This is a genomic window from Photobacterium sp. TLY01 (assembly GCF_021432065.1).
GTDB lineage: Bacteria > Pseudomonadota > Gammaproteobacteria > Enterobacterales > Vibrionaceae > Photobacterium > Photobacterium halotolerans_A.
Genome location: NZ_CP090364.1, coordinates 1,161,662 through 1,181,846, shown reverse-complemented (window position 1 = coordinate 1,181,846; position 20,185 = coordinate 1,161,662). Strand labels below are relative to the sequence as shown.

Here is a 20,185-nt window from a genome sequence, read left to right as displayed (position 1 = left end):
TCCTGATTACTGTGCGTCGGTCGATTGACGGGCGGTCAGCACACCGCTTCCTTCCACACTGTTGTCTTCTGTGTGCCATTGCTGAAGTCGATGAATATCCGCCAGTTGTTCTGTCGTCGCCATTTCCACGACTTTCGGCGCAACCTGCATACTCGGCCGGATTTTCTGCAAGCCGCTGACCACAATTCTGTCCTCTGACGTCAGGCCGGACTGCACCACACGCAAGCCGGCGACTTTCTCACCCAAGGTCACTGGCTGGTAAGTCACCACATTGGCGTCATCCAGTTTGAGGACATACTTTCTGTTGAGATCGGTGCCGACGGCTTTTTCATCAATCAGAATCGCGTCATAAGGTTTGCTGGCGATCAGCCGTAAGCGGGCAAACAGACCGGGCATCAGCATCTGGGCTTTATTCTCAAAGGTGGCCCGCATCCGAATTGAGCCGGTCTGCTGGTTCACTGTGTTGTTGATAAAGTCGATATGCCCCTGATATGAATAATCAGCGTCGCCGGACAGCGCCATCATCACCGGGCTGGAATCAGGGGTTTCTGTCACACGGACCAGGTGATTGCGAACATAATTGAGATAGGTTTGCTCATCGACATCAAACCAGGCGTACATCTGCTCGGTCGAGACGATGGTCGTCAGCTCGCTCTGGCCACTGGTGACATAATTGCCCTGCGTGACCTGCGCGTGCGAAACTCTGCCGTCAATCGGCGACACCACCTGGGTGAATGACAACTGCAACCGCGCGTGCTTCAGCGACGCTTTCAGCGCATCCAGCTCGGCCCTGGCCTGTTGTAATGCAGCCTGACGGTTGTCATAGACATCGGCAGAAATGGCTTTGGTCGCATTCAGCCGTTTAGCGCGGACAAACTCGCTCTCGGCCAGTTTTAACTGGCTCTGCAAACTGGCCTGCTGCGCCTCCAGCCGTTCAACTTCTGCGCGAAACAGACGATCGTCAATGCTGAACAGCACATCGCCTTGGTGAACCAGATCGCCTTCGCGGTAAGCCACCTCGGTCACGTATCCGGAAACGCGGGGTTTGAGCACCACGGTCTCGGGGGCCTGCAAGCGACCTGTATATTCATCCCACTCGATGATACGTTCACTGAGTACAGTCGCCACACTGATGGCAGGTAGCGGTGGTGATGCCGGAGAGTCATTGCCAAAGGCTGTCCCGGAGGCAGACAGCAGAAAAACAGACGTGCCAGTAAGCAGCTGTTTCCTGAACACGTTTCTGAATGGGGTGAATAAGGTCATCAGGCAATCCTCTCTGACTTAGATACGCGAAAATCGAAAAATGCAATGTCTTGCCCGACCCATCAAAGAAGGATCGGATTTCACCTTGTCATTCTATGTCCCATTCAGCGTATTGATATTGTCGAAAGCTCGGAGATGATTGCCTATTTCTACAATCAGCCGGATTTAACAGGCAACGCTACCCGTACCGTTATAAATAACAGATGCTTGAGTCCAGCAAAGATAATTTGGCGCCATGACAGACATCTTGCCTTTTCCTACACAATCCTTGCCTAATCCTCTAATTGTCATTCTGAGGTAAAACAGTAGCAGTGTGCTTGCCTTATACTCTATAGTCGCATGTGGATGAGACAATGGTGAGTGACACGATGACGGCTACCCAACAAGAATTAATCAACCTGGTGAATCGGCACATTGACGGGCCGGGACTGACTGAAACGGCGCTGCCGGACATTAAACTGGTGCATAGCACGGAAAATACCTCCTGCTCACCAACTATCTACAGCCCGATGCTGTGTTTGCTGCTGCAAGGTGAAAAGCGCATTACGGCCGGGGCGCGTGAATTGTTGCTCAAGGAAGGCGATCTATTACTGGTGCCTGTGATGATGCCTGTGGTCGGTGAAATCCTTCGTGCTTCAGAAGAGCAGCCTTATATTGGCATCAGCATTGCGCTGGATCTCAAAGAGTTGACAGATTTACTGATCGTCATGAACGAACCGCCCGAAGCCATCACCAAATGCCCTTACTGCATCAGAACCGTGTCATCTGATGAGGAGATGCTGTCGGTGTTCAAACGTTACCTGGCCTTACTCGACCAGCCGGAAGATGTCCCCGTCATGTTGCCGCTGCTGAAACGGGAGCTCATGTTCAGACTACTGAAAAGCCCGGTCGGGGTTCAGTTGCGTCAGTTCCTGCTCCGGGATACCCAGGCCAACCGCATCAGCAAAGTGGTCGAGATGATTCAGCAACGATACCGGGAACCGATCCGGGTTCAGGAGCTGGCCGATATGGTCCACATGAGCCAGTCTTCCCTGTTCAACGCCTTCAAAGCCGTGACATCCATGACGCCGTTGCAGTTTCAGAAACAGCTCAGGCTCAACGAAGCACGCCGGATCATGCTGCAGGACGGCATAGACGCTTCGGCTGCCAGTTATCGGGTCGGCTATGAAAGCCCCTCCCATTTCAACCGGGAATACAGCCGCCTGTTTGGTATTCCACCGATGACGGACATCAGCCGCCTGCGCGGCCACAAACCAATGATGGAAGACAGAGTACAGTAATCATTTGATCCACTGAATTGGTCTGTTCGCACACCGAAAAACCATAAAAAAAGTGGCAGACAACACTGCCACTTCAAAGCTGAATAAACTGGCTAACTATGGCTGAATAAATCAGGGCTTCAGTTTGAGCACTGCGTCAATATCCGCCGCGCTGTGGCGCTCTGGCAGTACTTCCCATGCTTCACCGGACGTTCTGTTCACAATACGGCCGCGCTGTACCGCCGGGCGTTGTAAAATGGCTTTCGCCCAGCGCTGCACATGGGGGTAACTGCCGGCATCGAGAAACTCGGCCGCATCGTAGGCATAGCCCAGCACCAGATTGCCGTACCAGGGCCAGATCGCCATATCAGCAATACTGTACTCTTCACCGGCGATATAGGTATTGTTTGCCAGTTGCTTATCCAACACATCCAATTGGCGTTTGGTTTCCATGGTGAAGCGATTGATCGGGTATTCGAACTTCTCCGGTGCATACGCATAAAAATGACCGAAGCCGCCGCCCAGATAAGGCGCAGAGCCTTGCAGCCAGAACAACCAGTTCAACACCCGGGTACGCTCGGCAATCTCGACCGGTAAAAAGTAGCCGAATTTTTCCGCCAGATAGACCAGAATCGAGCCCGACTCAAACACATTGACAGGGCTTGGCCCGGATTGATCCACCAGCGCCGGGATTTTCGAATTCGGATTAACCGCCACAAAGCCTGAGGAGAACTGATCGCCATCACCGATGTTAATCAGGTGCGCATCATACTCAGCATCGGTCACCCCCAACGCCAGCAGCTCTTCAAGCATGATGGTAATCTTCTGGCCATTGGGTGTGGCCAGAGAATAAAGCTGTAGTGGATGGGCACCCACAGGTAAAGCCTGCTGATATCTGGCACCGGAATCAGGGCGGTTGATACTCGCCCACTCACCGCCGTTTTCCGCATCCATCGTCCAGACTTTCGGTGGTACATATTCATTTGCCATTCTGTTTACCCTCATTCAATAACATCGACCCTGACTGATAGATATAGGGTCATTCTTTACCAAATCACAGCCTTAAAGGCCCTTGTGTCAGATGCCCTTGACGCTGAACACGTTCCACAAAGTATATAGGCCAATGACAAGGTTATCAGAAGACGCATTTGCCTGCCCTGTCACAGCAATAAGCACTCAGGCGCACAATTCATTTGACCCAGTCATGCCTAATCGCGATTTTATTCGTTCATTGACTGACAGACTCAGACCGACCGACTGCCAGAAAATTACCCGCGACATCATCCGCAGGCTGCATTTCTCTTTATTTGTCCATTTCGGAGTCATGACGGAACAAAACTGAAAAAATACCAAGTATTTCTCTGCCCATCAGCCATTACATGACAACTAACCTGTTTTTAATGATCAAGGAAATTCACTGGCACCACTGCTTTCACTGAAGATGATTCACTGAGACGAATAAATCAGAGCAATCAAATAGCAGTGGATTAAAATAGACAGAGAATATTAAAATCAGCTGCACAAATCAGTCAAAAATATGAAAAAAGTGACAAGTCATCACTTCATTGCTTTATGAATTATTTATTTTTAATTAACCATTCAATTAAAAATAAATAACAACCATAAAACAGGAATAATCCCATTTTAAATAATGTCAACCCATTGATTGGTATTATCTGAGGCATGAAAGAACCAGCCATATAATCGTGACACAAGTCACACCCAAAGACATTACACCGACGAATTACTTTAATAAAAACAATAATGTTGTCAGGGTATTAAAGGACTGAAACTGAAAATTGCCACTGTTCGACAGGATAAAAACCACAATTAACCGTGTGTTAAACCGTCACGGATTAATTATTTTTCCCGACATGGCATTAACGCATTCCATAAGGAGGGACGTGATGTTGATTCACCGTCATATCAAGCAAATGGCTGCACTGTCTTGTGTTGCTGCCACTTTAGGGTTTTCCACTCTGGCTCATGCAGACACCTGGCGTTACGCTCACGAAGAATATGAAGGCGATGTCCAGGACGTTTATGCCCACAAATTTAAAGATTATATTGAAGAGCATTCTGACCATAATCTGAAAATATACCGTTTTGGTGAACTGGGTGAGTCAGACGATATTATGGAACAAACCCAGGCAGGTATTTTGCAGTTTGTAAACCAGTCTCCCGGCTTTACCGGCTCGCTCATTCCTGAGGCACAAATTTTCTTCATTCCTTATCTGATGCCAACCGATATGAAAGCCGTGATCAATTTCTTCAAAACCAGTAAAGCGGTGAACAACAACTTCCCAGCGCTGTATGAAGAACAAGGCTTAGAGCTGCTGAAGATGTACCCTGAAGGCGAAATGGTCATGACGGTGGATGAACCCATTACTTCTCCGGAAGAGCTCAAAGGCAAGAAAATCCGTGTCATGACGAACCCGCTGCTGTCTTCTACCTATGAAGCCTTTGGTGCGACACCAACCCCACTGCCCTGGGGTGAAGTCTACGGTGCGCTGCAGACCAATATGATTCAGGGCCAGGAAAACCCTATTTTCTGGATTGAGTCCGGCGGTTTGTACGAAGTCTCTCCAAACCTGATCTTTACGCACCACGGCTGGTTCACCACAGCTTCGATGGCGAACAAGAAATTCTTTGATGGCCTGTCGGACGAAGACCAGGAAATGGTAAGACAAGCGGCGGAATATGCCTTCAGTGAGACCATGAAACACATTACGGGTCTGGCTGAGAAGTCCCTCGCGAAAATCGAGCAATCCAGTGACGATGTCACGGTAACGCGCTTATCTGCCGAGCAAATTGCCAAATTCAAAGCACGTGCACCTCAGGTAGAAAAAACCTTTATTGAAATGACAGGGTCGGACGGTCAGGAACTGCTGGACCAGTTCAAAGCTGACTTAAAAGCAGCTCAACAATAATAAAGTCGTACGAGGTACCGCCTGACCGGCGGTACCTTACTGTTTGAGGAAGTTGTTATGTCCGATTCCGAATCATTGGAATACCACTCGGAATTGCCCGGTGTGCTCGGCAAAGTCGATACACTGATCAGTAAAATTGAATCCTTCATGCTTGCCACAGGCGTGTTGCTCATGGCCCTGAACACCTGCGTGAACGTGGTGGCGCGGTTTGGCTTTGGCCAGGGCCTGTTCTTCTCCGGCGAAATCAATCGCATCCTTATCATTCTGATTACTTTTGCCGGCATTGGTTATGCTGCCCGCCATGGCCGCCACATCCGCATGTCTGCGTTGTACGACATGCTGCCTTTCACCGGCCGGAAAATCGTCATGATCCTGATTGCCGTCATCACTGCTGCGATCATGTTCCTGCTGGCTTATTTTTCTTTCCAGTATGTGGTGTCCGTGTTTGAGCGCGGCCGTATTTTACCGGCACTCGGTTTTGAAATCTGGTGGATATATATCTGGGTTCCACTCGGTTTTTCTGTCACAGGTGTGCAGTACCTGCTGACCGCCTATAAAAATGCCACCAGCCCGGATATCTACCTCTCCACCGGTGTGCTTGACCAGTACACGAAGACTGAAAGTGACATACAGAAATAAAAAATGAAGTATAAAAGGTATTCACCATGGCTATGACCTTAATGCTGATCATGATAGTGATGCTGTTGATCGGCTTCCCGATGATGATCCCTCTGATTACCGCCGCCCTGACCGGTTTCTACATGATGTTTGGCGGAATGGGACAAATGGATACCTTTATCCAGCAAGTGCTGGGCGGGATCCGCCCGGCCTCTCTGATTGCCGTCCCCATGTTTATTCTGGCTGCGGATATCATGACCCGCGGCCACTCAGCCAACCGCCTGATAGATATGGTAATGACCTTTATCGGTCATATCCGGGGTGGCCTGGCTATCAGTACCGCGGCTTCCTGCACCCTGTTCGGCGCAGTATCAGGTTCCACCCAGGCCACTGTGGTCGCCGTGGGTTCAACTCTGCGCCCCAAGCTGCTCAAAGCCGGTTACAGCGATTCTTTTTCCTTGGCCCTGATCATCAACGCCAGTGATATTGCTTTTCTGATCCCGCCCAGTATCGGGATGATCATTTATGGTGTCATCTCGGAAACCTCAATTGCTGAGCTTTTCATTGCGGGCGTCGGCCCCGGTCTGATGATTCTGGCCTTCTTTTCACTCTATTGTCTGGCATACGCGACCATCAACAAGGTGCCCACAGAACCAAAAGCCAGCTGGTCTGAGCGCATTAATGCGGCTAAAAACGCCATCTGGCCGCTGATGTTTCCGGTGATTATCGTCGGCGGGATTTACGGCGGGATTTTCAGCCCGACCGAAGCCGCAGCTGTGTGTGTGCTTTACGCTGTCTTTCTGGAGTTCATTGTTTTTCGCTCGCTGGGCAGCAAAGATATTTACGCCATCGCCAAATCCACCGGCTTGATCACTGCGGTCGTTTTCATTCTGGTCGGTGTCGGCAATGGCTTTTCCTGGATTATTTCGTTCGCGCAAATTCCTCAGATGATCCTGGATGCGGTCGGCATTGATGAAATGGGTCCGCTTGGTGTGCTGGCTTCTATTTCTGTTGCCTTTTTTATCGCCTGCATGTTTGTCGACCCGATTGTGGTGATTCTGGTGCTGACACCCATTTTTGCGCCGGCCATCGAAGCCACCAATCTCGATCCTGTTCATGTCGGGATCATTATTACCTTGCAGGTGGCCATTGGTTCTGCCACACCGCCATTCGGCTGTGACATCTTTACCGCCATTGCCGTGTTCAAAAAGCCCTACTGGGAAGTGGTGCGAGGCACTGCCCCCTTTATCGCCATCTTGCTGATTTCAGCCGCACTGCTGGTGTTCTTCCCAGAGATTGCCCTGTTCCTGAGGGACATCGCATTCGCTGAATAGCTTCCGCAGCAGCTTTAAGCTCACGGGCGACTAAGGCACAGACTGAAAAACGCTTCCCGCCTTAGGTCCTGGCAGTATGTCAGCCAATGTATTTACGTACTCAGGTTGGCATATTGCCTGCTCCTCAGCACCTTTCTCCGGCGTTCCCCAATGCCACTTTCTAAGACGCAAGCACAATACTTTCTCTGTCCCACCAAAAAGAAACCGGTTACAGAAACCGGTTACATTTTCGGTTTTAATGATCTACACTGCGCTCAGTATCCAATATTGATCTTGAGATCGTTTTGCCATCACAAGGGGGTTACCGATGTCACAACAAGGCTTTCCAACGGATTTTCTCTGGGGCGGCGCCGTAGCGGCCCATCAGGTTGAAGGAGGATGGGATCAGGGCGGCAAGGGCGCCAGCGTGGTCGATGTACTGACCAAAGGCGCCCATGAAGTGCCGCGAGTGATCACAGAAACAGTCGAAGCGGAACACTTCTATCCCAACCATGAAGCCGTTGATTTCTATCACAGGTATAAAGAAGACATCGCGCTGTTTGCCGAGATGGGCTTTAAATGTTTTCGGACCTCCATTGCCTGGACTCGCATTTTTCCTAATGGCGATGAAAAAGAACCCAATGAAGCCGGTTTGCAGTTTTATGACGATCTGTTTGATGAATTGCTCAAACACGGGATCGAACCTGTGATCACCCTGTCTCACTTTGAGATGCCGAACCATCTGGTGAAGCACTACGGAAGCTGGCTGAACCGCGAGGTTGTCGACTTCTTCGTGACCTTCAGCCGGGTCGTGATGGCGCGTTATCAGCACAAGGTGAAATACTGGATCACCTTCAACGAAATCAATAACCAGCGCAACTGGAAATTGCCTATCTGGGGATACTGCAACTCAGGCATGATCTACAGCGATCATGACCATCCGGAACAGGTGATGTATCAGGTGTTGCACCATCAGTTTCTGGCCAGTGCAAAAGTGGTGAAGCTGGGCCATGAGATCAACCCGGATTTCAAAATCGGCAGCATGATTCACATGATGCCGCTCTACCCTGCTACCTGCCACCCGGATGACGTGCTGCTGGCGCAGGAACTGATGCGTCAGAAATACCTGTTCAGTGACGTTCAGGTACGGGGCTATTATCCCAGTTACCTGCGCAAAGAGTGGGAACGAAAAGGCATCGCGGTTGAGATGCAGCCAGACGATGAGGTCATTTTACGCGAAGGCTGCGCCGATTATCTGGCCATCAGCTATTACATGACCAACATCGTCTCTACGAAAAAAGATCAGGACGGCGATACCACTTCTCTGTTTGAAGACAGTCAGCTGAACCCTTACCTTCCAGCTTCTGACTGGGGCTGGCAAATTGATCCCGATGGTCTGCGCGTTGCGCTGTCTGATCTGTACGAACGCTACCAGAAACCTATCTTCATTGTAGAAAACGGTTTTGGTGCCATTGATCAGGTTGGCGATGATGGCGCCATCAATGACGACTACCGGATCGACTACCTGAGTGCGCATATCCGGGCCGTGAAAGAAGCCATCACCCTTGAAGGCGTTGATGTCATGGGTTACACCCCGTGGGGCTGCATCGACTGCGTGTCTTTCACAACCGGCGAATACCGAAAACGCTACGGCTTTATTTATGTCGATAAGCATGATGACGGCAGTGGCACCATGGCACGGTCGAAGAAAAAGAGTTTCTTCTGGTACCAGAACGTCATCGCCAGCAACGGTGAAAACCTGTAACGACAGATAAAGCATTCTAACCACAGCTAAAGTTCGTTACACTCGCCATCCGGCTGCGGCTTACTGTCCGTAGCCGGATGATAAAGAGGACAGGCAATGGCAACCATAAACGATGTGTGTAAAGCAACCGGCTACTCCAAAGCCACAGTGTCACGTGTTTTAAATGGCACCGGGCAGGTCAAAGCCGCTACCCGCGACGCTGTGCTTGCTGCCATGCAAGCTCTCGGTTATCAGCCCAACGCACTGGCGCAGGCACTGGCAACCAATACCTCCAATACCATTGGCCTGATTTTGCCCCATTTTCAAAGCAGCTATTTTGGCAGCATTCTGCACCATGCCGAGCAAAGCACGCAGCGGGACAACAAAAAACTGTTGGTGGTTAACAGCCGCAACACTGCTGACGGAGAAAGGGAAGCCGTTGCCACCTTAGCCAGTCAGCGCTGTGATGCCATATTGCTCTACAGCCGCCATTTAAGCCTTGCCGATCTGGCTGCTCTGCAGCAAAGCGTACTGCCGCCGCTGATCATCCTGAACCGTCAGTCAGAAGATAGCACTCTGCACAGTTTCGGCTTGGATCAGCGTCAACTGGCAGAGATTGCCATGCAGCACTTGCTTGATCTCGGCCACCGCAACATTGCCTGTATTACTTCCCCACTAGCCAGCGAAACCGGTCAGATTCGCTATGCGGTGTATCAGCAAATGCTGGAGCAGCACCAGATAACCATGCAGCCCGGCCGGGTTCATGAAGGCACCAACACCCTGGCGAGCGGTTCTCAGGCTGTTGAGCAACTCCTGGGCAGCCAGCAGAGCTTCAGCGCCATTTTTGCCTGTAACGATGACATGGCAATCGGCGCCATTCGGGCTCTGCATGATCACAGTTTGCGTGTGCCACAGGATATCTCAGTAATGGGTATCGATAATGAGCCTGCTGCCGCTTATGCCATTCCCAGCCTCACTACCGTCTCATTACCTATTGTCCGGCTCACGCAAGACGCCATGACACTGGCAATAGCCTTAGCCAATAAACAGTCCGTCCAAACGCATCACCAGACCTATACCGGGGAGCTGGTTTTACGGGAATCAACGCAGGCTCTGGCATCGGAAACTCGCCATACTGAGGGCTGAATCACCTTCCCTTCACTGAAAAAGCAGGGCGAATGCCCTGCTTGCCAAGTTCCAGTATGTCGTTAAGGCTTGATGTTAAAGGTGGAAATCACCGGCAGGTACATGGCATTGGCGATGTATTGATGGGTGGCTGTGGTTGGGTGCGTCACCCCCCAGAACACATACTTATCCGACCCGTGATACGCACATTCATCGGTAAAACTGTGGCTGTACAGGTAGTCTGCCGCGGAGCTGCGATTAATATCCAGACAGGCATCTTTGGCATTGGCAAAACCGTGTGATGCCGGATTAGACGTAATCTGCTCAAACAAATGGTGTGCATCAAACAGCACGACCTTGATTCCTTTGCCCTGATAATGTTTGGCCTCGGTCTTAATGAAAGCATTAAAGGCCAGAATTTTCGCCTGCACCTTATCGATCTCTGCCTGCGTCGAATACTTAAACTGCGGTGCACGGGTGGCATCCGGCAAGGTCATCAGCAAAATGTTTTGAGCGCCCGATTCGGTTAAGCGCTTCATGGCCGAGCTGTAATCGGCTTTGGCTTCTTCCACCGTGCGATCGTAATTCATGAAATCGTTCAGCCCGAACTCCAGCGTAAACAAGGTATTGGCCGGATGGTAATTCTGAGCCAGTTGCATGTACTCAAGATATGACGTGACTTGCTCTGTCACCCCCGTCAGAGCAACATACTGATTGGAACCCGCCGCTCCCCCTACCGCCCAGTTGTACAGCGGCAGATTCAAACTCTCCGCCAGATACTCTGTCCAGACAAAACCGTTTGAGAAGTGCCCCAGAAACCAGGAATTGCGGTTCGGAAACACCCATTGAGAGGCGTTGAACAGATTGCCGGTGTCCGACAGGCTGTCACCAAAAGCGACCACTTTATTAATGCCCATAAAGACACCCAGATCATTGGTCCAGATGGAATGGTTATAAGACAAGCTGTTATCGGCAGCAAAATAGGTCATGTCAGCCGTGTCATGGCTGACCCCTAAGGTTTCTGCACAGCGCGCTTTGATCTCTGACTGCGGCGTATGAGTATAGAACATATTCTTAAACGACCAGGATGACCACCAGTAACCGCTAAGCTGGTAATACTCGCCGTTTTCATCCAGCGCCCACTCCCAGGTGGTGGCCGGATCATCGTGCGTCTGCGCCGGACGATACCAGCAACGAACATAAGTATAAGTGTTACTGCTTTGCACCTGTTCAATCTGCGCCGCCGACAAAGGTACAGCACTGGGCTGAGACACAGTTTGAACAAATGGATGATGTAAAGCAGGTGCATCTCCAGTTTGTGCAGCAGCGGCAAAAGGTAACAGCATGAAGAGTAATGATTTTTTCATAATGAGCCATACGTTATTGGTAAGAGGTATGACCTATAGATGATGGTAACGGAGGGTGTCAAAGTTGCAGTGAAACTGCGAGCAATAAAATGGAACCCACTTCAAACCGGGGTGAATTTGTAAACGATTTTTTCATATTTGTTCTGGGTGTCGGCGAGTGGTTGTGATTAATTTTACGTCACTCTCAACGTCACATTTTCCGCCTAAATACGGATTGTTACCGTCTTAACGTACATTAAAAAAGGAGAAATATGCTATAAAAGCATTTATCTCAAAACTAAATAGATCAATTATTGGCAGTGGAGAAAGCATGAAAAGGCTATTTATTTTATTAATTGCTGGTGTAATCGGAGGTTGTGCATCTCCAGATTACAACTATCGAGCTGAAACAACAGAGATTAGCGAGCCACCTATAGGCTCAGTTAACATTGCATATGTTGGCGATATTTTGTTAAAGCAAGGAAAATATGCAGAACATGATGCAATTTACTTGCACGAGATGGTCAGTATTGGTTGGTCTTATGACCTATTACCTGGATACTATATAAAGAAGGGAGAAGATCATAATTCAGAGACTTATATGCCTAGCAACGACTCTGAAAGTGGTTCAATTAATAAAGCTGCATTATCTGATCCGTGGCAAGCTATAATGGTCTATAAAAACAAGCCAACCGTATGTATTATAACGGCAATTAATGCAATGGCATGCGAACAAAATGTTAAATTCGAACGCGAAAAGAAACCTGTGTTGTCTAGTAACTCTTTTCAACAGACATTAATCTACAGTGGAAAAGTTGGAAATAAAATTAACATTGGTTATAGAGAATTTTCAAATAACCATGCAAGACCTGCATTCAACAATGATGTTGAATACGATTTAAACTCATCAAAACTGATAGGTTACAAAGGCGCCAGAGTAGAAGTAATTGATGCAAGCAATGAGCTTATAAAATATAAAGTTATAAGGAACTTTAATAAAGCCAATTACTAACTCAGGCATAATGGCTAACAAATGTTAGCCATTTAAATTTAATAAGATCGGAACAGAAACTTTAAATTACAAGTCATTACCCTTCTTTTTCCTCAATGAGTCAGTTTCAATAGTTTTATAAGAAGACGCCTTTACGTTATTTCTACGTTATTCAGATGAACGCGAGCATACACATGATAGTATGCATGGCTGAGGTACCTAATGGTATGGCAGCACTGCGGAATTTGTGATCTCGTTCATCGCTATAGTGAACTGCTTGATAGCAACAATGTGATATCAACTTTTTGGAATTCTGATAAACAAAGTATACATTCATTTTATTGAACCACAACCGCACTGTTTTAAATTCAATTTCTGGTATTAAAACCCGTGTGATATAAAGGCTATACAGCAGTCTAACATTTTGAAAATTATGCGTTTGTGGAAACTATATTTCTGGTTCAGTATTTATAATCTCATCATGGCGATTCGTCTTTCCTATCAGGATGCGCTGACGCTTCTGAGTATTATCGACTGTGTTGTTTTATTATTCGCTGTGATTGGTTTACAGGGTTATGTATACCGTATTCAATATTTTTCAGCACAATTTTGGCGGTATTTCTCACCTTTCTTCATGGTATGGCCCTGTCTCGTTACCTTGATGATTATTGATCTGGAAGCGATAGAGACAGTGGCAATGGCGTTGTTCTCATTTCTCATTCTGACCTATATTCCGATGAATGTAGCGCTATATCGTTATAAAACACTCCACCCCACACTGACTAAAGCTCAGCAACCTGAAAGTCATCAGGAAACACAACCATAAAAAACGGCAGTGTTAACTGCCGTTCTGATTAAGGCGCACCCATTGTGCTGTCCAACATCATCATTCAAGCGTCTGCTGCAACGCCACTTTCAGCTCTTGCTCGGCTTTCGCAATCACTTTTTCGGCCTGCTCACGTTGCTGACGACCTTCTTTGACGCGGGATAACGTGTTGTTCAGCGTTTCAATCGTTAATTGGTTGACCGCCTGCAGGGATTCGATATCCAGAATGCCGCGCTGGTAGTTTTCAGCAATTTGCTCTTCCAGTACTTTCAGGTGTTCCGCGTTTTTCACGTACTGTTTGTTAGTGTAATCCTTCACAGTGCGGGTGACTCGCAACGCCTTTTCTTTCTCGTAGTTGGAAATCGCAATCAGGAACTGGCGTTTCCACAAAGGAAAGGTGTTATGAACGATATCCTGGATATCTTCCATCAACATTTTATTGCCTTCCTGCGACAAACGGATTTGCGGCGCGGTTTGCACCGCAGCAAGCCGGGTAAGCTCCAGATTATGAATCCGTTTTTCCAGTCGCGCGACTGCCTGACTGGCGTCACGGTATTTCTGTGCGTCCAGCGCATCGCCGGATTGAACAGACGCCGCGTGCAAGGCAGGTAATACATCCGTGTTCAGCTGATTGAGTTTGTATTTACCCGCGGCAATGAAGTGCTCCAGACCTTTGAGCAACTCAAGGTTGTTATCGTAAAGGCCATCCAGCTGCGTGATATCGTACGCCAGTTTCACTTCCTGCGCTTCCAGTTGCTGCGACAGCTGCTCAAGCTGCTGCTTGACCGAATCGAAGCTGCGGGAGAACTTTTTGAAGGAATCAAACAGTTCACCAATCAGCGGCAGATTCGCCAGAAAGCTATTACCTTTGAGCTGATCAAACGCAGCGCTGTCCATCGACTCCACCATAGATTGCAGAATTTCTCCGGCATCTCCGGTATCACGGACCCGAACTTGCTCCAGCACGTTATCGGAAAATGCGGTGATTTTTTCCAGCGCTTCTTTACCAAATGTGATGGTTGCAACAGCGTCGAAAGGATCAAAGCTGTCTGACAAGGCAACGATTTCAGGGGTCACTTCCAATAAGTCTGTTGGTTGGGCTGAGTGGGCAGCTTGTGGCGCCGGGTTCACAATGTCGTTCATGTTGGCTCTCCTTAACTCGGCTGATGGCATGGAAAACGCTGCCACAGCTCGTCGAACTGCTGCTCGAACGCTGTCAGAAAACGGCGGTCATCCGTCAGCGTAATGTCTTCCTGATTGTATCTGGATGCACTGCGCGTCCAGTTGAAACTGCCGTTGATGAGTCGGGTGCCATCAAATACGGCAAATTTATGGTGCATATGATAAGGCGTGGTATCAATTTTCACGGCCACGCCTTTGCGTGCCAGATAATCAATATCACTGCCGGTATCATTGAGTTTGTCGTTATCGGTGATCACCCGTACCTGCACGCCGCGTTCATGCGCTGCCAGAATGTGTTTGGTCAGTTCATCATCTGCAATCGTAAACACACAGATATCAATCTTGCTCCGTGCCTGACGCAGTTGCTCAATGATTCCGCCTGCGCAGTCACGCCCCGGTGAAAACCAACTGGTCGCCACCTCTGCAATGGCAGAGCTGCGGGTGTTATCGAGCACTTTCACGACACGTTCCAGCCAGCGAAGTACAGCAAGGGACTCTGTCCCTTCCTGTATGGCTTGTTGCGCCAGTTTGAAGCTCTGGTTGCGCAAAAAAGCACGATCATCATCTGATAACCCCTCTTCCACCAGTGAAGCCTGTAATTCACGCCGCTCGCTGTCATCCAGCCGGCCATCGTCAAGCGACGCTTTCAGCCAGTCGAGCCACTGTTGCTGGTTCATTCCAAATCCTCCAATTTGACTGGCTGAGCAAACCGTGCGATATGCTGATTCAGCATCGCCAGTTGCTGAACCACTTGTCCTGCCCGGTCACTGTCATCACCCATCATTTGCTTGCGCTGATAAGCCTGTTTGATCTCTTCCCAGCGAACTTTCTGCTCAGCGCTCATATTGCCGCGCAACTCTGCCAGCTTGAGCAGGTTCTCTTCTGTGCCATTCGCCAGCGTCTGCGCTTCGCCCTGATAATGATCCTGAAGCAGGGTATTGAGCTCATCATCCGTCATCACCGAAGCGATTTTCTCCGCCAGTTTGTTCATGTTCCGGTAAGAACCCTGCAGCTTGAACGGCGGTTCAACGCGGTAATCGTCTGCCGTCGCTGCCGACAGAATGTACTGCTGATTCACCTTCAGAACCGTCTGCTGAACCCGCATCAGTTTTTGCAGCGTCGCCACAATTTCGTTAGCTTCGGTAGATGAATACGAGTGCGACATATCGCTCAGGGCAACACCATCCCCCTGCGCCATTTTGACAAAACGATACAGATCATTGAGATCTCGTGTTGCCAGTGGTGCCAGCACCGGATTGGAGGTGAGTGAGTTCTCAATGAAGCTCAGCTCAAACGCATGTTGCTGATCCGACAGCATATCGCCCAGGTTATAGATATCGGCCCGGTTCGCCAGCATGTCCGGAATCCGGAACGCTTCACCGGTTTCTGTGTACGGGTTTCCGGCCATGACCACAGCGAATTTCTTGCCGCGCATATCATAGGTTTTGGTTTTGCCTTGCCAGGTTCCTTCAATCCGTCGCGTCCCGTCACAGAGCGAGATAAATTTCTGCAACAGTTCCGGGCTGGTGTGCTGAATATCATCCAGATACAGCAACACGTTATTACCCATTTCGAAGGCCAGATTGATCTTCTCAATTTCACGCGCTGAGTTCTGATCCGGCGCATCGGCGGGATCCAGCGAAGTGACCTGATGACCAATCGACGGACCGTTGATCTTCATGAAGACCAGGCCCAGCTTATGCGCCACATATTCAATCAGAGTGGTTTTACCGTAACCCGGCGGAGAGATCAGCAGCAGCAACCCCATCAGATCCGTTCGCTTCTTGTCGCCCACTGTGCCCATCTGCTTGGCAAAGTTGTCGCCAATCAGGTGCAGGTAGCTGTCGCTGATCAGCTTGTTGCGAACGAAAGAGGTTAGCGGACGCGGTTTAAACTCACTGAGCCTGAACTGTTCTTTGGCCTGATTCAGCAATGCCGTCCGTTGATTCAGATAGGCGTCAAACTGAGGGACCACCACGCTGCGGTGATGTTCGCTTCGCTGAATGAAATCATCCAGAACCAGTGTCAGCTTGCCTTCCTGAACCCGATCGTGTTCACCCAACAAGCCCTCAACCGGACAAGCCAGTGAGAAGTCCACCGGACTCAACAGCCGCTCGGAATGCGTTTTACAGACCGCAATCGCGGCGGCTTCCACCACAAACGGCTGACCGTAAGATTTCTGAGCGGTGTAAGCACTCAGCCATTGCTGATGATCGGCAAAGGCAACATCCAGCGCCTGTTGCTCGCCTGCCCAGCCCAGACTGCGACGAAATTGCAGGTAATCTTCACTCAGCTCAAATGCATCCTGACTGACTTCAATCCGCCCATCCGTGCCGGCCAGTAACCGGATCAGATAATCGCTGCTCTCCATGGCAGCCAGCCCCGGAACCAACTCGGCCAGCGTTTGCTGCAGCGACTGGAATGCATCTGCTGAATTGAGATGCTCTTTCAGCAACTGTGCATTTTTCGCTTTTTCCTGCCAGCCATGCAGTTCAGCGTCCGTCTGCATCATCAGCCAGAGTAATGCATTGGCCCGCGCCCGCTGACTGAATCGCAACAATCCGGCCTGTTCAAAGGTCGGCAGCACACCCTGCAGTATCAGAGCGGCATCGTGATCGTGGATCCCTTTGACATACCCTTCTTTGTAGCGCGGTGCAGCAAAGCGCTGAACCAGCGGCAACAAGGATTTATCACGGCCAGCCTGATAAAGCTGGGCAAGCGACAGATCGTCGGCTTGATTCATCGCACTGTGCAGCATCAAATAGGCCAGGTATTCAGCGCGGTAAACTCCGTCACTTTCAGAAGACACATCAAGGCGCGCGATTTGCTGCAGCGACAGGAAGGTTTCATCTTCGATGGGCTGATAAAAATCGGTACCGGAAATATGGGTGCAAAGTTGTTTGTTGTGCTCTACCAGACTCAGATCAAGCGCCTGCTGGTTGACGCTGAACTTGTGACGGCCCAGCCGCAGCACCTTGCCGCCCTCTTCGAAGATATCCTGATTATCGCGAAGCGAACGCAACGACTGGTCTTGCAGCGATTTGAGCTTCGCATCCAGACTGTCGGCCTTGACGCTGTCACCCAGATCACGAATCGACTGCGACAGCTGATGCAATTTGAGCACCATGGCGTCGGTCGCAAAATAACTGTTGAGCGCTTTCACATCATCAAAGCGGGATACCCGCTTTTCGACGCTGCCCATGGTGACATTGGCAGCCTGCATCAGGTTCTGTACCCGGCGCTGCTGCGCTGCAATCAGCTGTTGCTTGTGGTTGTCCAGCGTTGACTGAATTTCATCACGCTTGGCGTAAATCTCCACCAGAAACTGGTCGAAATCGGCAAAACGGGACTCCAGTTTGTCCAGCTGACCCACCAGTTTCGCCAATTGGGTATCACATTCATCCGGTGAGGTCGCCTGCTCCATCGAGCTGCTGACCGACTGACTCAGCAATTTGAACTGAGCACTGAATTCGGCCTGTGCTTCATGGCTTTGCAGACTCTGCGATTTGTTTCTCAGTTTGGCCGACACCGCATTGAGTAACGAGGAGACTTCAGTGGTCAGATCCAGAATCCGGGTCGACTGGGTCGGATCATCGGTTTCAATGTCTGTAACTTCTTCAGACACCAGCTGCAAGTCTGCACGCAGCGAGTCAACCTGCTGCTGAAGGGCCTGAATGTCTGCTGTCTTACTGACATCCGCCAGCGATGATTCTATTTGGTGAATCTGTTGCTTAAACGGCTGATACGCCTTCTCTTCCTGTAACAACGCCAGTAACTGCTGGTTCAGCTGCTCGCGATGCTGCTGCAGGTTCGCCAGTAAGCCATCAACACTGTCGCTGTCCATATAGTGCTGCTGACGCAGCGCCATGGTCGCACCCACCTGCGCTTTCAGCTCCGACAGCAGGGACAACAGCACATTGGCCTGCTCTTTCGGAGCCAGTTTGATTTTCGCAATCAGATCCGCCACAACCTGCTGATGCTCAGCCAGACTCTCTTCAGCATGACGCTGCATCTGGAGCACTTTGGCAAACTCATCGATGATCTTGTTTGCCGTGTCCATCAGACTGTTAATCACCTCACCCATGCCCAGCGCATAGTGATGATTCAGCCAGTGATAGTGATCCAGCGTGGTCTGACACTCTTTCAGCAGTACTTCAAAAGCCGCCTGAGTGACATCTTCTGTCTGGGCAAGCTGGCAGATTGACAAGACGGAAGACAAGGCACGAACCAGTTCGGCATTGCCCAGATTAAACAGCGGGCTGGTGCTGTCAGCACTGGCATTCTGCGCGGCATAGTGTTCCGGGGTAGAGAACGGCGTGTCCCAGATCCGCAGCGGATGGATAGTGGACGCTTCGGCATTTTCAGACAACTGGAACACCAGCATCCGGCCATCGGGGTACAAACTGAAACCATGGCTTTCCAGCGGCGCCGCAAACTTCTTCTCAATCATGTTATAGGTAAAGCCAACGTAGTGGCCTTCGAGCATGTTGAAGAAGAAATACAGGATATCTTCACCGTTGGGGGAGGCAATTTTCTGGAAGAACTTCAGATGCTGCCACGGCATGTCAAACTGCTTACTCTCGCCGTTGGCCAGTACAAACCCGTGGGAATACAGCACACCGTGATCTTCCGGCAGCGCTTTGGCACTCAGTCCTAACGCATCAGCACGGACAACAGACTGATTGATCGGGTTATAAATAAAATAGCGCGAATGCTTTTCACGGTGCGGTTTGATTTTTAACGCGATCAGCTCACCAATAAAGGCATATTCAATGAAAGCATCGGCAACACTCTGATGCGGATCGTCCACCGATTCACTGTAGATCCCTTTACCGTCATCTGTGTTGTCTTCCACCTTGATGGTCAGATCGCCGCCAATGCATTCGACAAACAATTTGTCGCGGATCGACACGTGCGGATGAGTACCCGCAACCTGATCGTCCCGGGTTGTGGCAATCCAGTCAAAGTCATGCTGCTGAACATTTTCCAGCTGTTTGTTACCCAGCGAGTCAATATATTCAATCGAATTGGCATTGAGCTGGAAACGGAAGACTTTACGGTCTTCAGGACGCATCCCGATCTGGAATGCAATGTACAGAATGCTTTCCTGACGAGAGATCTGTGTCAGGCGGGCATCGCTGTAGTAAGTAAAAAGTTCGGTGAATTCGTGCAGAAAACGGGCATCCGTCAGAAAACTGTTTTCCAACGATAAAGGTTCAATCCGGAACGTGCCGTCCTGCTCGTGTAATTGATATAAACCAAAAACATCCTCTAGGGACGGAGAGGATTTCAGGCCGACATGAACCTGATAACCGAACAGCAATTGCTGATTGACCTGCGCCATATCGATGGGAATGGAGCGGGCCTGTGTCTGGACATTCGCTTTGCCAACCAGTTGACTTTCCCGGCTGCCAAAGATTGTCTGACGATTATGATTAAAGGTTTGAGACAGGGACTTGAGCTGTTTACCTTGCTGAAATAGACGGGATTTCAGTATTTCGTACGCCCCACCCTCGCTCACCGCTTGTTGAGTTGTTTCGGACATGCAATTACCTAATAAATCCCGCCTCATAAGAGGCGGGAAGCGT

The 20,185-nt window shown here is 49.8% G+C and carries 14 protein-coding genes; 8 read left to right on the top strand and 6 right to left on the bottom strand.

What is annotated here, in order from left to right; genetic code table 11:
- Nucleotides 1-6: 6 nt before the first annotated feature.
- The gene (locus tag LN341_RS05930) at nucleotides 7-1,263 is read right to left on the bottom strand and encodes an efflux RND transporter periplasmic adaptor subunit (RefSeq protein ID WP_046219324.1); all 1,257 of its coding nucleotides are present in this window, start codon (nucleotides 1,261-1,263) and stop codon (nucleotides 7-9) included.
- Between the two features lie 353 nt (nucleotides 1,264-1,616).
- Between LN341_RS05930 and LN341_RS05925 the strand changes: the two genes are divergently transcribed.
- A complete protein-coding gene (locus tag LN341_RS05925; protein ID WP_234204372.1) occupies nucleotides 1,617-2,543 on the top strand; it encodes an AraC family transcriptional regulator in 927 nt (308 codons plus the stop codon).
- A gap of 111 nt (nucleotides 2,544-2,654) precedes the next feature.
- Here LN341_RS05925 and yghU read toward each other — a convergent pair whose 3' ends face one another.
- A complete protein-coding gene (gene yghU, locus LN341_RS05920; RefSeq protein ID WP_234204370.1) occupies nucleotides 2,655-3,512 on the bottom strand; it encodes a glutathione-dependent disulfide-bond oxidoreductase in 858 nt (285 codons plus the stop codon).
- Nucleotides 3,513-4,429: 917 nt separating this feature from the next.
- Here yghU and dctP point away from each other — a divergent pair.
- The 5 genes from dctP (at nucleotide 4,430) to LN341_RS05895 (ending at nucleotide 10,273) form a co-directional block, all read left to right on the top strand.
- Entirely contained in the window at nucleotides 4,430-5,452 is a 1,023-nt protein-coding gene (dctP, locus tag LN341_RS05915; RefSeq protein WP_234204368.1) for a TRAP transporter substrate-binding protein DctP, read from the top strand.
- Between the two features lie 57 nt (nucleotides 5,453-5,509).
- On the top strand, nucleotides 5,510-6,091 hold the full coding sequence (locus LN341_RS05910; RefSeq protein WP_234204365.1) for a TRAP transporter small permease: 582 nt from the start codon (nucleotides 5,510-5,512) through the stop codon (nucleotides 6,089-6,091).
- Nucleotides 6,092-6,117: 26 nt separating this feature from the next.
- The gene (locus LN341_RS05905; RefSeq protein WP_234204363.1) at nucleotides 6,118-7,404 is read left to right on the top strand and encodes a TRAP transporter large permease; all 1,287 of its coding nucleotides are present in this window, start codon (nucleotides 6,118-6,120) and stop codon (nucleotides 7,402-7,404) included.
- Nucleotides 7,405-7,711: 307 nt separating this feature from the next.
- Entirely contained in the window at nucleotides 7,712-9,148 is a 1,437-nt protein-coding gene (locus LN341_RS05900) for a 6-phospho-beta-glucosidase (RefSeq protein ID WP_234204361.1), read from the top strand.
- Between the two features lie 96 nt (nucleotides 9,149-9,244).
- On the top strand, nucleotides 9,245-10,273 hold the full coding sequence (locus LN341_RS05895; RefSeq protein WP_234204360.1) for a LacI family DNA-binding transcriptional regulator: 1,029 nt from the start codon (nucleotides 9,245-9,247) through the stop codon (nucleotides 10,271-10,273).
- A gap of 62 nt (nucleotides 10,274-10,335) precedes the next feature.
- Here LN341_RS05895 and LN341_RS05890 read toward each other — a convergent pair whose 3' ends face one another.
- Complete coding sequence (locus LN341_RS05890; RefSeq protein WP_370643734.1) at nucleotides 10,336-11,598, bottom strand: SGNH/GDSL hydrolase family protein; 1,263 nt, start codon at nucleotides 11,596-11,598, stop codon at nucleotides 10,336-10,338.
- Between the two features lie 331 nt (nucleotides 11,599-11,929).
- On the opposite strand from LN341_RS05890, the gene LN341_RS05885 reads away from it, so the two are divergent.
- Together LN341_RS05885 and LN341_RS05880 are read left to right on the top strand one after the other, a co-directional pair.
- Nucleotides 11,930-12,610: a hypothetical protein gene (locus LN341_RS05885; protein ID WP_234204357.1), complete on the top strand. Its 681-nt coding sequence runs from the start codon at nucleotides 11,930-11,932 to the stop codon at nucleotides 12,608-12,610.
- A 403-nt stretch (nucleotides 12,611-13,013) separates the two neighbouring features.
- Nucleotides 13,014-13,415 (top strand): hypothetical protein, encoded by a 402-nt coding sequence (locus LN341_RS05880; RefSeq protein WP_234204356.1) that lies wholly within the window; start codon nucleotides 13,014-13,016, stop codon nucleotides 13,413-13,415.
- A 60-nt stretch (nucleotides 13,416-13,475) separates the two neighbouring features.
- Here the strand turns inward: LN341_RS05880 and LN341_RS05875 are convergent, their stop codons facing one another.
- The 3 genes from LN341_RS05875 to LN341_RS05865 are packed head-to-tail and all read right to left on the bottom strand — an operon-like array spanning nucleotide 13,476 to nucleotide 20,142.
- Nucleotides 13,476-14,558 (bottom strand): toxic anion resistance protein, encoded by a 1,083-nt coding sequence (locus tag LN341_RS05875; protein WP_234204354.1) that lies wholly within the window; start codon nucleotides 14,556-14,558, stop codon nucleotides 13,476-13,478.
- Between the two features lie 11 nt (nucleotides 14,559-14,569).
- Entirely contained in the window at nucleotides 14,570-15,274 is a 705-nt protein-coding gene (locus LN341_RS05870; RefSeq protein WP_234204352.1) for a phospholipase D-like domain-containing protein, read from the bottom strand.
- On the bottom strand, nucleotides 15,271-20,142 hold the full coding sequence (locus tag LN341_RS05865; RefSeq protein WP_234204351.1) for a DNA repair ATPase: 4,872 nt from the start codon (nucleotides 20,140-20,142) through the stop codon (nucleotides 15,271-15,273). The genes LN341_RS05870 and LN341_RS05865 overlap by 4 nt, the downstream gene beginning before the upstream one ends.
- Between the last annotated feature and the right edge of the window lie 43 nt (nucleotides 20,143-20,185).